This window comes from Vibrio sp. 10N.247.310.98, assembly GCF_041467395.1.
Lineage (GTDB): Bacteria > Pseudomonadota > Gammaproteobacteria > Enterobacterales > Vibrionaceae > Vibrio > Vibrio crassostreae_C.
In genome coordinates this window covers 82,245-98,747 of the sequence record NZ_JBFSUL010000012.1, presented here as the reverse complement: position 1 = coordinate 98,747, position 16,503 = coordinate 82,245, and the positions used below count along the sequence as shown (strand labels likewise).

Sequence of the window (16,503 nt, the reverse complement as noted above, 5' to 3'; positions counted from 1 at the left end):
TGTGTACAAGTGAACGCTTCTGGCAGTTCAACGCTGTCTAGTGAACCTAGGCCTTCAATGCTGTCTTTTGGTAGCGATACCCATTGTGAAGCATCAAACGTCGCAGAAGGTGTTTGTGTCGCACGAACCAAAGTAACATCTTTGCCCCAGTCCACATCGCCCATCAAACCAACAACATCATGTACCGAGCCGTCTGAATTCAAGATAGCCAGCGGGTCGTCACCATTATGATTGGCGATAGAGGCATTAATGATGTCAGCTTGAGCTTTAATCTCATCACTCGCACTAGAATGTGCGACCACGAGTACTTCACCGGGTGCTAAAACGTGTCCATCTAAAGGTAAAGTGGCACCCCATGATCCGTTGCCATTGGCAGATTTCGCCAATGAGTAACCATCTAAACTAATGCTGCTATCGCCACTATTGGCAATCTCAACCGCTTTGTTATAGCTGCCGCCTTCCACATATTGTGAAATAAACAAATCAGCGTGTGCGCTTGTAGTTAACAAGCTACCAATTGCCACTGCTAGCAATGAAGGTTTGTGTAAAAGAGCCATCCGTTTCACCTGAGTTCATCGAGTTATAGTCACTGCCATCTATGGGCAGTCATGTATTTTGTGGTAACTATCAGGTTTATTTATGAAAGGAATAAGTCAGTTGGCAAGAAAATGAGGAACTTATCACTTTGGAATCATCAATTGTTTGGCACGTTATATATTTCCAACATATATAGAAACGAGTGTGATTTTATAAAGCTTGAGGGTACCAAATAAGATCATCTGCACAGCATTACAGCGATGGATATGCTAGCTAAATACTGGGTAAATTATCAATTCAAACAAGGGGGTTTCGAGGAAGGCAAATGGAATGGGCATGAAAAAGCCCAAAGTAAACAACAGCTACTTTGGGCTCAAATTCTCAAGCGAGTTGTGTTAGTTCACCCTATGGGCGAGTAACAAAACCTACTGCTTCGTATGCTTTTTTCAGTGTCACTGCAGCACGTTCAGAGGCTTTTTCAGCACCGGCTTTCATTACTGCGTCCATGTAGGCACGGTCAGCACGGATACGGTGATATTCAGCTTGAATCGGCTCAAGCATCTCAACCAATGCTGCGCCTACGTCTTTCTTGAACGGACCGTACATTTCAACGCCTTGGTACTGCGCTTCGATCTCTTCGAACGTTTTACCCGTCGCTGCAGAGTACAGACCCATTAGGTTAGAGATACCCGCTTTGTTTTCCCAATCGTGAGCAATGCGTGGTGGTGTTTCTGCATCGGTTTGCGCTTTGTTGATCTTCTTGATGATCGACTTAGGCTCTTCTAGCAGAGTAATCACGTTCTTACGGTTGTCGTCTGACTTAGACATCTTCTTCGTCGCGTCTTGCAGGCTCATTACACGTGCATTCACTGTTGGAATGTAAGGTTCTGGTACTTGGAAGATTGGCGTTTCAGGACCGTAGATGTTGTTGAAGCGAGTTGCGATATCACGCGCTAGCTCTAGGTGTTGTTTCTGGTCGCTACCTACAGGTACTTGGTGAGCACCGTAAAGCAGGATGTCTGCAGCCATCAACACTGGGTAGTCGTATAGGCCTACGTTTACGTCGTTTGAGTGACGTGCAGACTTATCTTTAAACTGAGTCATACGGCTCAGTTCACCCATTTGTGTGTAACAGTTAAGAAGCCAACCAAGTTGAGCATGCTCTGGTACGTGTGACTGAACAAATAGCGTGCTCTTCTTTGGATCAACACCGACAGCAAGACAGATTGCTAGTGCGTCTAGAGTCGCTTCATGCAGTGCTTTCGGATCTTGGCGAACCGTAATTGCGTGAAGGTCTACAACACAGTATTGGCAATCGTAATCATCTTGCATCTGTTGCCATTGACGTAGAGCACCCAAGTAGTTACCGATACTTAGTTCACCAGATGGTTGAACACCACTCAATACGATGGGCTTGCTCATGGTTTTAATTCCTTTGCTTATTCGCTAAGTTTATTGAACGCTTAGCTTCTTAACTTAAATATAGAAAAGCCGCACAGCTCTTCTGTACGGCTCATCCAGTGTACTCATTGATAAGTATTTTGCCAGTAGGTTAGCTAACTTTTGTCCGCTTTATGCTGAAACTAGAACGACATCTAGTAATTGCGCGACGTTATCCGCGACATAGTCAGGGTTTGATGCTGAAATCGGCTCGCCGTGGTTATAACCGTAAGTCAGACCAAACGAGTGACAACCTGCATTCTTAGCCGCTTTAATGTCGTTGCTTGAATCGCCAACCATCAACATCTCTTCCGCTTTTACATTGTGCTTTTCTAGCAACCAGTTCAGAGCGACTGGGTTCGGTTTTTTCTCTGGGAAAGAGTCGCCACCCAACACATCAACAAAGTACTTATCAATACCGTGTTGCGCCAGTACGTCTGGTACAAACTTCGATGGCTTGTTGGTAACCAGCGCCATAGTGAAGCCGGCTTTATCCAGCTCACCCAGCGTCTCTTTAACCGATGGGTAAAGGTGACTTAGCTTGTGACCGCCCTGCTCATAGAAATCATCAAACAGGATGCGTGCTTTTTTCAGTAGCTCTGGCTCTAGGCTTGGGTCAACCGTCAAGTTACGGCTGAGTGAACGTCCGATAAGAACATCAGCACCATTACCTACGTAGTCGCGAACTTGTTCTTCGCTCACTGAAGGGAAACCCAACTCCTGACAAGCTTGGTCAGCAGCAACGGCCAAATCAGGCACGCTGTCTAACAAGGTTCCATCCAAATCAAAGGCGATCAGTTTTATTGAGCTTAATGACATCTTACTTTCCTATTTATTATGTTCGTCTTATGAGTTGAGCTATAAGACGTAAAAAAGGGGCAAATTAGCCCCTTAATATTCAATCTATCTGTAGTTTTACGATTATGCGTTTACTTTTGCAAGCTCTGCACGCATCTCATCAATCACTTCTTTGTAATCTGGTTGATTGAAGATAGCTGAACCCGCAACGAACATATCTGCGCCCGCTTCTGCGATTTCACGGATGTTATCAACCTTCACGCCGCCATCAATCTCAAGGCGAATGTCACGGCCTGACTCATCAATCAGCTTACGAACAGCACGTAGTTTATCTAGCGTGTGCGGAATGAAAGATTGACCGCCGAAGCCTGGGTTCACAGACATCAGTAGAATCATGTCTACTTTGTCTAGGATGTAATCTAAGCAAGAAAGCGGCGTTGCAGGGTTAAGAACCACACCCGCTTTACAGCCGTGCTCTTTGATTAGCTGTAGAGTGCGATCGATGTGCTCTGAAGCTTCAACGTGGAAGGTAATCATTGATGCGCCGGCTTTAGCAAACTCAGGCACGATGCTGTCTACTGGCTTAACCATAAGGTGAACATCGATAGGAGCCGTAATACCGTAGTCGCGCAGCGCTTTACAGATAGGCGCGCCAAAAGTCAGGTTAGGTACGTAGTGGTTGTCCATCACATCGAAGTGCACAACATCAGCACCAGCTGCGAGTACTTTTTCTACGTCTTCACCAAGACGAGCAAAATCTGCAGACAAAATCGATGGAGCGATTAGAAAATCTTTCATACCAAACCTCTTAAGAGTGAGTAAATTGCGAATATCACCGCCTTGTGACATCTCATATACAAATACAAGACTCAATTCCAAGACTATTTGGTGTGCAATTCTACCTAAGCAACTAAGCAGATCCTAGCAGTTCGAAAGATTAGTTTATGAAAGTACCCGTTGGTCACTCAATTTAATGAGTTCGAGGGTTATGTTGGCCGCTACAATTCTTCTGAAGCGTGTTGCTGGTTTTTCTCTTTATGAAAAAGTGCCAGTAACTCATCGACTTTATTGCGCCCTGCGCCATTACGGCTAATGGTGCGCTTAACCTTGACCACGTTCAGTTCTGCACCATGGTATAAACGGCGCGTTAAGGTGGTGTCATGGTTTGAGATCAAGACAGGGATGCCTCGTTCCATCGCTGCTTTTTCAGCAACATCCGCCAGTGCAGCTTGGTCATCTAAGCTAAAGCCATTACCTGCGTAAGAGGTAAAGTTTGCCGTGTTCGACAGTGGTGCGTATGGAGGATCGCAGTAAACCACACAGCCTTTGCGCGCGCGGCTAAAGGTTTCATGGTATCCCTCGCAGACGAAGGTGGCTTTTTTCGCTTTCTCGGCAAAAAATTCCAGCTCAGCTTCTGGGAAGTAAGGTTTTTTATAAGAACCGAATGGAACGTTAAAACCGCCCTTCTTGTTGTAACGACATAGGCCATTGAAGCCAAATCGGTTCATATACAAGAAAGCCAATGAACGATACATGACGTTATCTGTACCATTGAACTCAGCGCGAATATCTAAGAAGGCTTCTTTACGGTTGTTCTCAGGACAGAACCAGCGCTTCGCTTCCGTGATATAAGTTTCAGGATCGGTTTTAAGCAGGTTGTACAGGTTGATAAGATCGGGATTGATATCTGCAAGCAGGTACTGTTCAAAGTCAGTATTCAGAAATACTGAGCCGGCACCGACAAACGGTTCTACCAATTTACGAGCAGGTGGCAGGTGACGTTGGATGTCTTCAACTAGGCCATATTTACCACCAGCCCATTTTAGAAAGGCACGCTGCTTTTTCATTTACTGCTCTATCTATCAACTCAAAAATAAGGCTGCGGAATGTAACATATTTTGAGGCTAAGCTCAGGGTTATTTCGCACGTTCTATCTCTCGATGCACTTGATTCATCGATTTTGCCCAAGGTTCCAACTGTTGAAGGGGTTTTGATAACGCACTTACCGCGTCTCTCGCCACTTGAATCGTTGGGTAATCTTGATAAGTGATAATAAACCACTTGGTGTCGTTGCGAAGTGTTGGGTAAATACGAACCTTGTTCTCAAGGTCATACTCTTCAATGAAAGACTGTACGTCGTCCAATGAGGTCATCGCACTCAACTGCAAAGTATAAGCTCGCGGAGAGATAGCTTGTAACTCTTCGCGAGAAAATGAGAATGTAATTTTCTTAGTCGGTGGCGTGGACTGTGTTAGGTCTGTTGCTTCATCGGCTGAAGGCTGTGACTCCACTTTGTCTGCATCTGATTGCGAACTCACCGCGGCACCTGTGTTTTCTTCAACAGCAGCATCAATCGCACTGGTATCGGCACTTTCAGGTTTATCATCAAGCAAGGCATCAACCACATCAGAGGTGATTACGACACGCTGCTGATCTTGTTCGACTTCTCCAACACTCGCGGTATCTTCAACGACAGTCGGTGGCAAAGATGAGCTGTCGTCATCAGCACCTTGATAACTCATGTCAGCTTCGGCTTCAGAATCGTCCATTCCGTCGATTCCAGCTTGCTCGGTACCACTTTCCACTTCAAAAGTTGGGATAGCTGTCTGTTCAATCGGAGCGATAAGAGATTGCGCTTTATCGTCAGGGGTTGGTTGACTGAACATCCACCAATAACCACCACCAATTAAAATCAACAGCAAGGCCACCACAATCGCGATATTGATGGGTGAGCCAATAATTGAGCGAATAATAATCCTTTTTTCCACTTTCAATTCTCCTAAAGCCATTAACTCACCGGGCAGAGGTTGCGCTTTATTAAACGCACGTCGCACGCGAGTTTCAGACTCATCATCAACATATCGAATCACCAGTGATTCAAAGAAATGTTCAGCTTCTGGTTGCGAAAGGTCATCGATCTCAAGATCGATAGGTTTGTGTTGTTGACCGTAACTCAAACGCGTTAATAACGTATCTAAGTGGCCAGGTTCCGAGAAGAGAACGATATTGATCGTCCATTGAGTGTTTGATTGAGCTTCCAGTACCAACATCCATAATTCGGATACCAATAGCTCAGAAAGTCGTTGGGCATCATCAACGACGACAACCACATTACACGGTTCTCCATCCAGTAACCTTGTTAGGCTATCCGATAAAGAATCATGTTGATTAAACAGGGGATCAGAAACAATTTGGCTAAGAATAAGCGCGCGGCGTTGTTGATCGTCTTGGCTTGGATGACAAAGCAGTAAACACTGATTTTTTTCTGTCGACCATGCTTCAAGATAACGCTGAGCCAACCAAGATCGGCCAGAGCCAGCTTTGCCCGCCACCGTCACAAGGTTTGAACCAAAGTTAGTCAAAAGCTGTAAGCGCTCTAGCAGCTCAACTTGAGATTCTAACTCTAATACTCTTAATTCATGAGCCAAACTCATTGGGGATCCCTACTGATAAGATCGATCAGTAAAACGCTTCAGTTGCCTAGAGTTTAGCTAGGCAACCTCACAACCAAATTTAAAGAGTACGGCAGAAATCGATCGCTTGTTTAATGATGTCTTGAGGCACATCAGCAACCACTTCAGCAGTACCAATACTTGTTGGTAATACCAAACGCAACTGACCAGACAGCACTTTTTTATCGCGCATCATGTGCTTCATAAAGTCTTCAAAAGACATGCTTTCTGGCGTATGGATTGGTAGTTTCGCATTCTTGAGTATAGAAATAATTCGCTCAAGTTGCTGCTGAGAGATCAGTCCCTGTAATTGAGCTGTTTTAGCTGCCATTACAGTGCCTGACGACACAGCTTCACCATGTAGCCAATTACCATAGCCTAGTTCTGCTTCAATCGCATGACCAAATGTATGACCTAGGTTCAATAACGCTCTGATTCCTGACTCTTTTTCATCTAGAGCCACCACTTCAGCCTTAATTGCACAACAACGAGCAATCGCGGTAATCAGTGCTTCTTCATCAAGTTGATAAAGTTTCTCTAGATTCTGCTCCAACCAATCAAAGAAGGCTTCATCGTAAATGATGCCGTATTTGATCACCTCAGCAATGCCCGCAGCAAACTCACGCTCTGGAAGCGTTGATAAACAGTTGGTATCGATGATCACAGATTTCGGTTGGTAAAAAGCGCCGATCATATTCTTACCAAGAGGATGGTTTACTGCGGTTTTACCACCAACAGAAGAGTCCACTTGAGAAAGAAGGGTCGTCGGGATTTGAATGAAATCAATACCGCGCTGGTAACAAGAGGCAGCAAAACCGACCAAGTCACCGATAACACCACCTCCTAAAGCAATCACCACCACATCGCGGCTGTAATTTCCTTCAAGCATGTAGCTCATCACTGAATTGAACGTTTCAAGGGTTTTGTACTGTTCACCGTCTGGCAGCTCGAGAAGAGATGTCTGACAGCCGACTTGATCCAATAGCGATAAAATTTTATCAGCATAAAGAGGCGCTACTGTCACATTACTGATAACAACAACTTTCTGCTTACCTGATAAAAAAGAAAGGTACGCCGGGTCTTCAAATAACCCGGCGCCAATAGAGATAGGGTAGCTACGCTCAGCTAGATTGACCGTAATCCGTTCCATGGGTTTGCTCTCCGAAAAAATGAACTTAACGTTCTTCTAGCATTTTTACGATCTGGTTGGCTACCACTTTTGCACTTTGGTCGTCAGTACGAACTGTGTAGTCCGCCACTTCTTCGTATAGTGCGTTGCGAGATACAGCTAGATCTTCTAGCACATCACGCGGGTTGTCTGTTTGAAGTAGAGGGCGTTTCTTGTCGCGGTTAGTGCGAGCAAGTTGCTTTTCAATTGTTGTCTCTAGGTATACAACAATGCCTCGTGCAGATAGACGGTTACGGTTTTCTTTGCTCAACACTGAACCACCACCTGTCGCAAGAACAATACCTTGTTCTTCTGTCAGATCATTGATTACAGATTCTTCGCGCTTACGGAAACCTTCTTCGCCCTCAACATCAAAAACCCATGCGATGTCTGCGCCAGTGCGCTCTTCGATCACAGTGTCAGAGTCTAGAAACTCCATATGAAGTTGGGAAGCTAGGTGTCTACCAATTGTACTTTTGCCGGCGCCCATTGGGCCAACAAGAAAAATATTGCGTTTCTCAGCCATGTTTTTAGCAGTAATTTACAACGTTAATTCAATGACATCGCCACAAGGTAGGTCAGTACAAGTACTGAAATTAAAAGGCCCGTGGCACCGATTCCTCACAGATAATTCGTGATAAGACCCGAAATTATCAAGGTTAGGTGCCACTAATGCAACTTTATTTTTAATCTAATTGTTCATTACTGAATCACAACTTTGGGTGTGACAAAAATAAGTAGTTCACTTTTACCCACATTTTCATAGCTGCGACGGAACAATGCGCCTAAAACTGGCAGGTCCCCCAACAGAGGAACTTTATCCACTGTACTGCTCACGCTGTGCTGAAATATCCCGCCAAGCACGACAGTTTCACCATTATTAACAAGCACTTGCGTACCTATTCTTTGCGTATCAATGGCGACCGCTTCACCGGTTCCAGTTTTTACCACTTGCCCTGGCCTATCTTGAGTCACGCTCAAATCCAATACCAAACGATTATCGGGCGTGATCTGCGGTGTCACCTTAAGACTCAACACGGCTTTCTTAAATGCAACCGACGTAGCGCCACTTGAAGATGACTCTAAGTAAGGAATTTCAGTACCTTGCTCAATATAAGCCGGCTTTTTATTGGTGGTGATTAAGCGTGGACTAGAAATGATTTCAGCTTTTGACTCTTGTTGCAGTGCCGACAGTTCAAGATCGAGTAAGGTATCTGAACCCAGTTTGGCCACCTGAAACGCAATACTCGAGGCGTTCGGCGATGTTGCCCCTAAATTGACGTTGAGATAGTCATCAATCACGCTGCTGCCGCTATCGTCGTCATACGGCGTAATCGCTGATGGGTGGTTACCTTCGATTGAGCCACCAACGGTGAAGCTTCCGTTGGTTGAGGAAACGCCCCAGCGCACGCCAAGCTCATCAAGATTACCCTCAGTAACCGTGACAATACGTGCCTCTATCTGTACCTGCTTCACGGGAATGTCTAACGATTCAATGATGCCTCGGATCACGGCAATGTTTTCTTCCAATTCACGAATGAGCAGTGAGTTGGTGCGCTCATCAATGGTAATCGAACCACGATCGGACAACATGCTGACCGCACCTTCACCTCCAATCATGTCAGCGATGTCGGTGGCTTTAGCAAAGTTAATCTTGATGATTTCCGATTTAAGCTCCCCTAACTCCTCTTCTAAGCGCGATTTCTCTAACGCTTGTTGCTCTCGAAGGTCGAGCTCCGCTTTCGGCGCGACCAAGATAACATTGCCATCAACACGCTTATCCAAGCCTTTAACTTGCAAGATAATGTCGAGAACTTGCTGCCAAGGTACGCCATCTAAGCGTAACGTCAGGTTTCCGGCTACCGAATCAGACACCACGAGATTGAAGTCGTTGTAATAGGCAATCAGTTGCATGACATTTCGTACCGGGATATCCTGGAAGTTAATCGATATCAGCTTGCCCTCTTTCTCTAGAACGCTTTTTTCTTTGGTCGCTTCATCGAGCACCGGTTTGCTGATCACCACCTCAATAAAGCGCCCCTTTAGGTTGTATTCATACTGATAGTCATTGCTAATCGTCGCTAGAAGCCGAGTGCTTGGTGTCTCTTTATAGACTTCAATGCCTTCAACCAAGGTAGCGAAATCCTTCACATCCAGCAGGTAGAGCTTGTCATCATCAACTTGAGTATTGATTAGCTCGATACTTAACCCTTCCTGAGCTCGTTGAACATCCACCACTGCTGTGCTGGTCGCCAGCTCAATAATGATGACGGCGTCTTTATCCTTATTGACCCTAAAATCAATATTCTCCAATTTGTTCGGTAAGCTCTCGGCATGGCTGAGCACGCTAACAACCAACATCACAGACACAGCAAAACCTTGTAGAGCCTTGCTCACTAATCCACTTATTCCTTTAATCATATTTACATCTCATATCCACATCATGTGACATTGGTTTACTTCAGAGCCAGCCTAACGTTGCGCTTATGCCAACAACCTAAGCCATCTGGAAGAGTTTCATTAATCTGAACGTATTGGCTCGTCACCTTAGTAACTCGGCCATTGTTTAAGCCGATAAACTGGCCTTTCTTGACGTTTACCACGTTGCCTTTGGGTGTTTGCACTAAGCCAAACACGCTTGAGCCACTGCCCATCACGCCTCTTAAACGAAGCTTACTCAGCGGGTACTTCTCTAACTTGCCATTACGAGAACGGGCGCTGGGTTGCCAACAGTCTTTCTTAACCAAGGGTTGGTTTTGCACAATGGCTTCTTTAGGCAGTTCAAAGGGAGGACGCAAAGATCGGCGCTGATAAGTCGCCGCCGTGAATTCAGTTGCTGGGACAAGTTGCTCGACATCTTTTCTCGCCTTGGCTTCAACCTGCGCCACAAAATCTTGCAGTGAGTCTTGATTAGCTTTGCAGCCTGACAACGCAAGCATCAATACGATTGAGTAAAACGCGCTATTGGGTTTCATCATTAACCTCCGATTTAAACTGGTAGGTATAAGCTCGAACCCTAAAGTGCAGCGTGCTACTTTCTTGACTGACTCGCTGCCAATTCACATCATCAAAGCTAATAATACGCGGCAGCTTGGCGATGGCAGCAGAGAAGTCACCAATCTCGTGATAGTCACCTGTCAGCTCTATATTGAGAGGCAATCGATAGAGAAACTCCTTATTCTGCTTTTGCCCCCAATCGATTCGTGTGAAGGTCAGCGAGTTATCCAAGCCGAGCTCATTCACGGAGGCCAACATGCTCGCTAACTCCTTTTGAACGGGCAGCTGCTCTAATAGATAATCGTAGCGACTAGTTAGCTCATCCAACTGGCTCTGCAACTTAGGCAAGGCTGCAACCTTATTCGCCTTTATCCTCAAGGTCGTTTTTAAGGTCTGCTCCTGTTGCTTCATCTGTTTCAGTTCCTCGTCGAACGGCAGCAGATACAGCCAAGTGCCAACACCTTGGATTAACACCATCAACACCAGAATCACGAGAAGCTGAGGCAACAATGGCCATTCGGTGATCTCATCAACATCGAGATCTTGCAAGCTCATCCTGTTTTGCCTACTAATCCTATTTTGAAGGTTAGCCATGATGCGCCCCCTTATCTTTTCTGCTCGCGGTTGTGTTTTCTAAAGACACAGGGCTAAACACAAAAGAGACCTTGAAGGTCTGAAACTCTTTATTGAAGCGCTTGCGGTTATGAACGATAGAGTGCATCTCGACCCCTTTCAAAGAATCTGAACGTTCGAGGTTGTCCAACATGGTGGCGAGACGAGCAGTGCTGTCGCTGATGCCCGACATTTCAATCTCCTGACCATTCATCTTTATCTTGTCGACATAGACACCCTCTGGAATCAGCTCCGGCATCAAGTTCATGAAGTCGGTGGTCTTATTACGGCCAAGCTGCAGCGACTCAACCACATCAAGTCGAGTCAGAATGGCTTTGTGTTCTTGCTCTGCGACTTTTAACGACTGAATTTGTCGGTCGAGCTCAGCAATGTACTGATTGAGGTAATTGAGGCGAGCTTGCTGCTTGGCTTGTTGATCGTGAAAATAGTGACCAACCGCCCATTGCCCTATAAGCGCAATGATGACGCCAAGAATGACCAGATGGATAAAACGCTTCTTGTGCTGAGCACGAATCTCATCACGCCACGGCAGCAGGTTAATTTGATGCAACATGCTTCTCTCCCTGCCACTTGAGCCCACTCATCGCCATACCCGCCGCGATACCAAAGTGTTGCCAGTCAATCGGCAGTCGGCGTCTCTTGGCGACCTTATTCTCAAATAAAGACAAAGGATTCAATGACTCGCAGCTCAACTGAAAATGGCGTTCTAGCTCTTCGGTTACCATAGGGATGCTGGCGCCCTCGCCCATCAACCAAATCCCTGAGATAGGTTGCTGCGCATTTCCCGATGAATAGAGCTGCAATTGACGCTTGAGCTTCTCAATCAGGTTAACAATGAATTGATGTGTCTCTTCCATAGTACCGAACACGCTCTCGATATCACTCGGGTCATCTGAGCTGCGAAGATCTTGAGTGCCAAAGGCGATGTCTTTATAGAAAGGCGCCGAATTCTGCGGGATAACCCCTAGCGAGGTTTGGTCGATTCCAACATCCACTAGCAACCAGTTTTTCTTATCGTGATACAGGCGCGAGGCCAATTGCCAGATATTAAGTAGCCCATGCGCCTGTGTATCCACCACCACAGGTTTGAAGCCAGCCTTGGTTAATGCATCCGCTCGGCTATCCACAACTTCTTTACGAGTGGCGTATACCTGATAACTGCTTGTCGAACCTTTACCAAATCGTTTGTCTTCCAGCTTTACAAAATCTAAACTCAGCTCCTCGATAGGAAAGGGAGATTGATGGGCGAAGGTTTGATAGATAGAAAACTCTTTTTCTCTGTCTTCTAACTCACTCTCTATTTGCAGTACTTTGCTGATCACCGTGTTATCAGGTACCGAAATGGCGACGTTGCGACAGCCAAAAGGCAGTCCTTTCCTAAGTTCTTTAAGTTTCTTAACAGTTTTCTGATACTCCAAAGTATGGTTAGCTGTAAAAATGTCGTCCGAAATCGGCAGCTCTTTGTATCCCACTAGGGCATACAACTCCCCCACGGGTTTTAGTACCACGGCTTTGATGCTGTGATGATTTATATCTATACCTGTAATTAATGATGAACCCATGTGACCTAGCTCCTGAAGTGCCAAGCATTTCGTTGATTATCTAGGGGTTGTGATTATTAGTTAAATAAGCGTTAATAAACGAAAGCTAAGTTTTTAGCCTAGAGTACAAGGGTTTGCTGCTTATCAGCCTTAACTAATCAGGGATTATCCGGTGAAGTTCATAAAGCGATTATTCATATTTACATTGATTTGCATGATTCTTGGAGTCAGTACAATTTTCGGGTTTTATTTTTACGTAAAACCAGAGTTGCCTGATGTTGCCACTTTGCGCGACGTAGAACTCCAAACGCCGATGCAAGTCTTCAGTCAAGACGGTAAGCTGATCTCTCAATTTGGTGAAAAGCGTCGTAATCCAGTCACTTATGACGAGATTCCTCGCCACTTAGTTGAGGCTCTGATTGCCACCGAAGATAGCCGTTTCTATGAACACCCAGGTATTGACCCAATCGGTATCACACGTGCAGCACTCGTGGTTGCAATGTCGGGTTCAGCCAAACAAGGTGCTAGTACCATTACTCAGCAGCTTGCGCGTAACTTCTTCTTATCTAATGAGAAAAAGATTATGCGTAAGATCAAAGAGATCTTCATTGCGATCCACATTGAGCAACTTCTTAGTAAAGAAGAGATCATGGAGCTTTACGTCAACAAGATCTTCCTTGGTCACCGTTCGTATGGTTTTGGCGCGGCAGCACGTGTTTACTTCGGTAAAGATCTTCCTGATCTCACGCTGAGTGAAATTGCGACCCTTGCGGGTATGCCAAAAGCACCTTCGACAATGAACCCTATTTACTCTGTTGAGCGCGCGACTAACCGTCGTAACGTTGTATTGCGTCGTATGTTAGACGAGAAATACATCACTCAAGCAGAGTTCGATGACGCTCGTAGCGAAGAGCTTATCTCGAAATACCACGGTGCAGAGATCGAACTGAGCGCGCCATATGTTGCTGAAGTTGCACGTGCTTGGATGGTGGAACGCTATGGTGAAGAAGCTTATACATCAGGCATGAAGGTCTACACGACCGTTGATTCGAAACTGCAAAAAGCAGCGAACCAAGCCGCAATTAAGAACCTACTTGGCTACGATGAGCGTCACGGCTACCGTGGTGCTGAAAAAGTATTGTGGCAGACTGCGCAATCAGCGTGGGATCAAGAACAAATCGTTAAACACCTTAAGTCTCAACCAACCTATGGTGACCTAGTCCCTGCTGTTGTTACCGCGGTTGATTCGAAAAGTGCTCAAATTTGGGTTAAGAACCAAGGTGAAGGCACTATCGAATGGCAAGGCATGAACTGGGCGCGTAAATTCCTAACGGATAACCGCCAAGGACCAGCGCCTTCTCAAGCGAAAGAAATTCTGGCGGTTGGTGAACAAATCTGGGTTCGCCATGAAGCCGTTACCGGCGATGAAGTCTCTGAAGAGCCGACAGAAGAGTCAGCGACTGCAGAATCAGAAACACCGATTGTATGGCGACTAAGCCAAGTACCGAATGCGAACACAGCATTTGTTGCAATGAACCCGAACAACGGCGCGGTATTGTCGATGGTCGGTGGCTTTAACTTTGTCCACAACAAGTTCAACCGTGCAACGCAATCTATTCGTCAGGTGGGTTCTGGTATCAAACCCTTTATCTACTCAGCAGCGATTGAGAAAGGCTTAACGCTAGCCTCACTGATCAACGATGCACCGATTAACCAATGGGATAAGAGCCAAGGTACCGCATGGCGACCAAAGAACTCGCCACCGACTTACGTGGGTCCAACTCGTTTACGTATTGGCTTAGCTCAGTCTAAAAACGTAATGGCGGTACGTGTACTGCGCGAAGTAGGCCTAGATGATACTCGTAACTACCTAACTCGATTTGGTTTTGATATTGACGAAGTGCCTCGTTCAGAGACCATTGCTCTGGGTGCGGGTAGCTTAACGCCAATGAAAGTAGCTCAAGGTTACTCAGTATTCGCTAATGGCGGCTACTACGTTGAACCTTTCTACATCAGTCGCATTGAGACACCATTTGGTGAGACTGAATTTGAAGCGACACCAAAAGTGGTTTGTAAAGACGATTGCCAACAGCAAATGACCTCAGACCCAATGGCTGATGAGTTTGCAGAGCAAGATGTGGATGCCAAAGTACAATACGCACCTCAAGTTATCTCTGAACAGAACGCATTCCTTGTTCGTGAAATGATGTACAGCAACATCTGGGGTGGCGGTGATTGGAGCGCAGGTACGGGTTGGAACGGTACTGGTTGGCGTGCACAACCGTTGAAGCGTCGTGACATTGGCGGAAAAACGGGTACCACCAACGATTCTAAAGATACTTGGTACAGCGGCTACGGCCCTGGCATGGTGGCTACGGTATGGGTTGGTTTTGATAACCACAACCGCAACCTAGGCCGTACTAAAGCGAACTCGAACCTTGGTAAAAATCAGATTACTGGTGCAGAAGCTGGCGCGAAAACAGCAGAACCTGCATGGGTTGATTTTATGGGTACGGCGTTAGCGGGTGTTCCTGCTGAGCGTAAAGAAATTCCGGAGAACATCGTCCGTGTTCGAATCGACCGTGAAACTGGCTTACTGACCAACAAGTTCGATAGCTCATCAATGTTCGAGTACTTCGAGAAAGGCACAGAGCCAACCGAGTACATCACTGAGCGTTTCAATGATGACATCTACTCAACCTCATCAGGTGAAGCAGTAGAAGAACTGTTCTAACTAGGGTTTGTAGAACCTAGTAACATGAACCAACAAAAAGGGTTGATATGAATTCATATCAACCCTTTTTATATATCTATATCTGACCAGACTAGGCTCTAAATTCAAGCGCTAAGCCGTCTTCTCCAGTTGAGTTCGAATCGTCTCAGCCAGTTGCTCAAAGCGCCCTTTCAATGGAGAGCCAGGACGGTACGCAACCACAATACGACGTGAAGGTGTTGGGTTTACCGCAGGCACGTAGCACACACCATCTTTTTGCTTTTCCTTGGGTACAGACAATTGAGGTAGCAAGGTAATGCCCGCCCCCGCCGCGACCATGTTACGCAGCGTCTCTAAGCTGGTCGCTTTAAAGCGCTCATCGTCTTTTGCACCCGCAGCAAAACAGAAACCCAAGGCTTGGTCTCTTAAACAGTGACCGTCACCTAGCGCCAGTACGGTTTGTCCATTTAGCTGCAGCATATCGACAGTGTCTTGTTGAGCCCACTCATGGTCACACGGCACGGCAACACTTAATGGCTCGTCATAGACATCAATCTCTTTGAACACTGCAGTTTCATCAACCGCAGCCAGTACCAAGCAGTCCAGCTTTCCGTCTTCAAGTTGACTCACTAACTGATGGGTCTGAGCTTCATGCAGGTAAAGCTCAAGATCTGGGAAGCTCTCTTTTAGATGAGGAACAATCTTAGGCAAGATGTAAGGACCCACGGTTGGAATAAAACCAATGTGCATTGGCCCCGTCATCGCTTCACCGTGTCCACTCGCCATATCTTTAAAAGTTTTCACTTCATTGAGAATACGCTTGGCTTGTTCAACAAGTTGTAACCCTGATTCTGTAAATATTACCTTCCTTGGACTACGCTCGGTTAACTGAAGTCCAATTTCATCTTCGAGTTTGCGTATTTGACCGCTTAGTGTCGGCTGACTGACAAAGCACGCTTCTGCCGCTTTTCGGAAGTGTTTATGCTCTGCGAGCGCCACCAAGTATTCAAAGTCACGAATATTCATGATCAGTCTCTTACCTCAGGTTTTAATAAGAACAAGGGGTTTCATAGAAACATTTAAAAGAAAAATGCTCTTGATAGAATTTACCTATCAAAACCATAACATCAAACGATTAGAGCTATCAAAGAATTTATCTAATAATGGGCTCAACGAAACGAAACAGAGCGAAGAAAAACGTTAAGCTCTGATAGAACAAAATTA

General features: G+C 45.8%; 16 protein-coding genes. 2 read left to right on the top strand and 14 right to left on the bottom strand.

Features of this window, described 5'->3' with window-relative positions:
- From AB6E78_RS07410 to pilM, 13 genes are all read right to left on the bottom strand, one after another.
- A partial coding sequence (locus tag AB6E78_RS07410; RefSeq protein WP_372153751.1) for a lamin tail domain-containing protein occupies positions 1 to 557 on the bottom strand: 557 nt, incomplete at its 3' end.
- A 385-nt stretch (positions 558 to 942) separates the two neighbouring features.
- Positions 943 to 1,959 carry a tryptophan--tRNA ligase gene (gene trpS, locus AB6E78_RS07405; protein ID WP_016796005.1) on the bottom strand — a complete coding sequence of 339 codons (1,017 nt, stop codon included), beginning with the start codon at positions 1,957 to 1,959 and terminating at the stop codon, positions 943 to 945.
- Between the two features lie 150 nt (positions 1,960 to 2,109).
- A complete protein-coding gene (locus tag AB6E78_RS07400; RefSeq protein WP_372132751.1) occupies positions 2,110 to 2,796 on the bottom strand; it encodes a phosphoglycolate phosphatase in 687 nt (228 codons plus the stop codon).
- Positions 2,797 to 2,898: 102 nt separating this feature from the next.
- On the bottom strand, positions 2,899 to 3,573 hold the full coding sequence (gene rpe, locus AB6E78_RS07395; RefSeq protein ID WP_010435263.1) for a ribulose-phosphate 3-epimerase: 675 nt from the start codon (positions 3,571 to 3,573) through the stop codon (positions 2,899 to 2,901).
- Positions 3,574 to 3,773: 200 nt separating this feature from the next.
- Positions 3,774 to 4,622: a Dam family site-specific DNA-(adenine-N6)-methyltransferase gene (locus AB6E78_RS07390; RefSeq protein ID WP_017061122.1), complete on the bottom strand. Its 849-nt coding sequence runs from the start codon at positions 4,620 to 4,622 to the stop codon at positions 3,774 to 3,776.
- Between the two features lie 69 nt (positions 4,623 to 4,691).
- Complete coding sequence (locus AB6E78_RS07385; protein WP_017063695.1) at positions 4,692 to 6,209, bottom strand: SPOR domain-containing protein; 1,518 nt, start codon at positions 6,207 to 6,209, stop codon at positions 4,692 to 4,694.
- A 79-nt stretch (positions 6,210 to 6,288) separates the two neighbouring features.
- Positions 6,289 to 7,377: a 3-dehydroquinate synthase gene (gene aroB / locus AB6E78_RS07380; RefSeq protein WP_017061124.1), complete on the bottom strand. Its 1,089-nt coding sequence runs from the start codon at positions 7,375 to 7,377 to the stop codon at positions 6,289 to 6,291.
- 25 nt (positions 7,378 to 7,402) lie between these two features.
- Positions 7,403 to 7,921, bottom strand: coding sequence for a shikimate kinase AroK (gene aroK / locus AB6E78_RS07375; RefSeq protein ID WP_017061125.1), 519 nt, complete (start codon positions 7,919 to 7,921; stop codon positions 7,403 to 7,405).
- A gap of 176 nt (positions 7,922 to 8,097) precedes the next feature.
- Entirely contained in the window at positions 8,098 to 9,816 is a 1,719-nt protein-coding gene (locus AB6E78_RS07370) for a type IV pilus secretin PilQ (protein WP_372132754.1), read from the bottom strand.
- A 35-nt stretch (positions 9,817 to 9,851) separates the two neighbouring features.
- Complete coding sequence (locus tag AB6E78_RS07365) at positions 9,852 to 10,370, bottom strand: pilus assembly protein PilP (protein ID WP_017063694.1); 519 nt, start codon at positions 10,368 to 10,370, stop codon at positions 9,852 to 9,854.
- Positions 10,357 to 10,986, bottom strand: coding sequence for a type 4a pilus biogenesis protein PilO (locus AB6E78_RS07360; RefSeq protein WP_372132756.1), 630 nt, complete (start codon positions 10,984 to 10,986; stop codon positions 10,357 to 10,359). Before AB6E78_RS07360 ends, AB6E78_RS07365 begins: the two co-directional genes overlap by 14 nt.
- Positions 10,979 to 11,578 (bottom strand): PilN domain-containing protein, encoded by a 600-nt coding sequence (locus AB6E78_RS07355; RefSeq protein ID WP_017061129.1) that lies wholly within the window; start codon positions 11,576 to 11,578, stop codon positions 10,979 to 10,981. Before AB6E78_RS07355 ends, AB6E78_RS07360 begins: the two co-directional genes overlap by 8 nt.
- A complete protein-coding gene (gene pilM / locus AB6E78_RS07350) occupies positions 11,562 to 12,587 on the bottom strand; it encodes a type IV pilus assembly protein PilM (protein ID WP_372132759.1) in 1,026 nt (341 codons plus the stop codon). The genes AB6E78_RS07355 and pilM overlap by 17 nt, the downstream gene beginning before the upstream one ends.
- A gap of 151 nt (positions 12,588 to 12,738) precedes the next feature.
- Between pilM and AB6E78_RS07345 the strand changes: the two genes are divergently transcribed.
- Positions 12,739 to 15,300 (top strand): penicillin-binding protein 1A, encoded by a 2,562-nt coding sequence (locus AB6E78_RS07345; RefSeq protein ID WP_032546261.1) that lies wholly within the window; start codon positions 12,739 to 12,741, stop codon positions 15,298 to 15,300.
- A 111-nt stretch (positions 15,301 to 15,411) separates the two neighbouring features.
- Here the strand turns inward: AB6E78_RS07345 and oxyR are convergent, their stop codons facing one another.
- Positions 15,412 to 16,305, bottom strand: a complete 894-nt coding sequence (gene oxyR, locus AB6E78_RS07340; protein WP_017061132.1) for a DNA-binding transcriptional regulator OxyR — start codon at positions 16,303 to 16,305, stop codon at positions 15,412 to 15,414.
- Between oxyR and AB6E78_RS07335 the strand changes: the two genes are divergently transcribed.
- Entirely contained in the window at positions 16,304 to 16,483 is a 180-nt protein-coding gene (locus AB6E78_RS07335; RefSeq protein ID WP_372132762.1) for a hypothetical protein, read from the top strand. The genes oxyR and AB6E78_RS07335 overlap by 2 nt on opposite strands.
- Positions 16,484 to 16,503 lie beyond the last annotated feature (20 nt).

What these genes read in the sequence shown, in the direction of transcription:
- oxyR (WP_017061132.1), bottom strand. Translation starts at nt 16,305, where the DNA reads ATGAATATTCGTGACTTTGAATACTTGGTGGCGCTCGCAGAGCATAAA.
- trpS (WP_016796005.1), bottom strand. Translation starts at nt 1,959, where the DNA reads ATGAGCAAGCCCATCGTATTGAGTGGTGTTCAACCATCTGGTGAACTA.
- AB6E78_RS07370 (WP_372132754.1), bottom strand. Translation starts at nt 9,816, where the DNA reads ATGATTAAAGGAATAAGTGGATTAGTGAGCAAGGCTCTACAAGGTTTT.
- AB6E78_RS07385 (WP_017063695.1), bottom strand. Translation starts at nt 6,209, where the DNA reads ATGAGTTTGGCTCATGAATTAAGAGTATTAGAGTTAGAATCTCAAGTT.
- aroK (WP_017061125.1), bottom strand. Translation starts at nt 7,921, where the DNA reads ATGGCTGAGAAACGCAATATTTTTCTTGTTGGCCCAATGGGCGCCGGC.
- rpe (WP_010435263.1), bottom strand. Translation starts at nt 3,573, where the DNA reads ATGAAAGATTTTCTAATCGCTCCATCGATTTTGTCTGCAGATTTTGCT.
- AB6E78_RS07400 (WP_372132751.1), bottom strand. Translation starts at nt 2,796, where the DNA reads ATGTCATTAAGCTCAATAAAACTGATCGCCTTTGATTTGGATGGAACC.
- aroB (WP_017061124.1), bottom strand. Translation starts at nt 7,377, where the DNA reads ATGGAACGGATTACGGTCAATCTAGCTGAGCGTAGCTACCCTATCTCT.
- pilM (WP_372132759.1), bottom strand. Translation starts at nt 12,587, where the DNA reads ATGGGTTCATCATTAATTACAGGTATAGATATAAATCATCACAGCATC.
- AB6E78_RS07335 (WP_372132762.1), top strand. Translation starts at nt 16,304, where the DNA reads ATGATCAGTCTCTTACCTCAGGTTTTAATAAGAACAAGGGGTTTCATA.
- AB6E78_RS07365 (WP_017063694.1), bottom strand. Translation starts at nt 10,370, where the DNA reads ATGAAACCCAATAGCGCGTTTTACTCAATCGTATTGATGCTTGCGTTG.
- AB6E78_RS07355 (WP_017061129.1), bottom strand. Translation starts at nt 11,578, where the DNA reads ATGTTGCATCAAATTAACCTGCTGCCGTGGCGTGATGAGATTCGTGCT.
- AB6E78_RS07390 (WP_017061122.1), bottom strand. Translation starts at nt 4,622, where the DNA reads ATGAAAAAGCAGCGTGCCTTTCTAAAATGGGCTGGTGGTAAATATGGC.
- AB6E78_RS07360 (WP_372132756.1), bottom strand. Translation starts at nt 10,986, where the DNA reads ATGGCTAACCTTCAAAATAGGATTAGTAGGCAAAACAGGATGAGCTTG.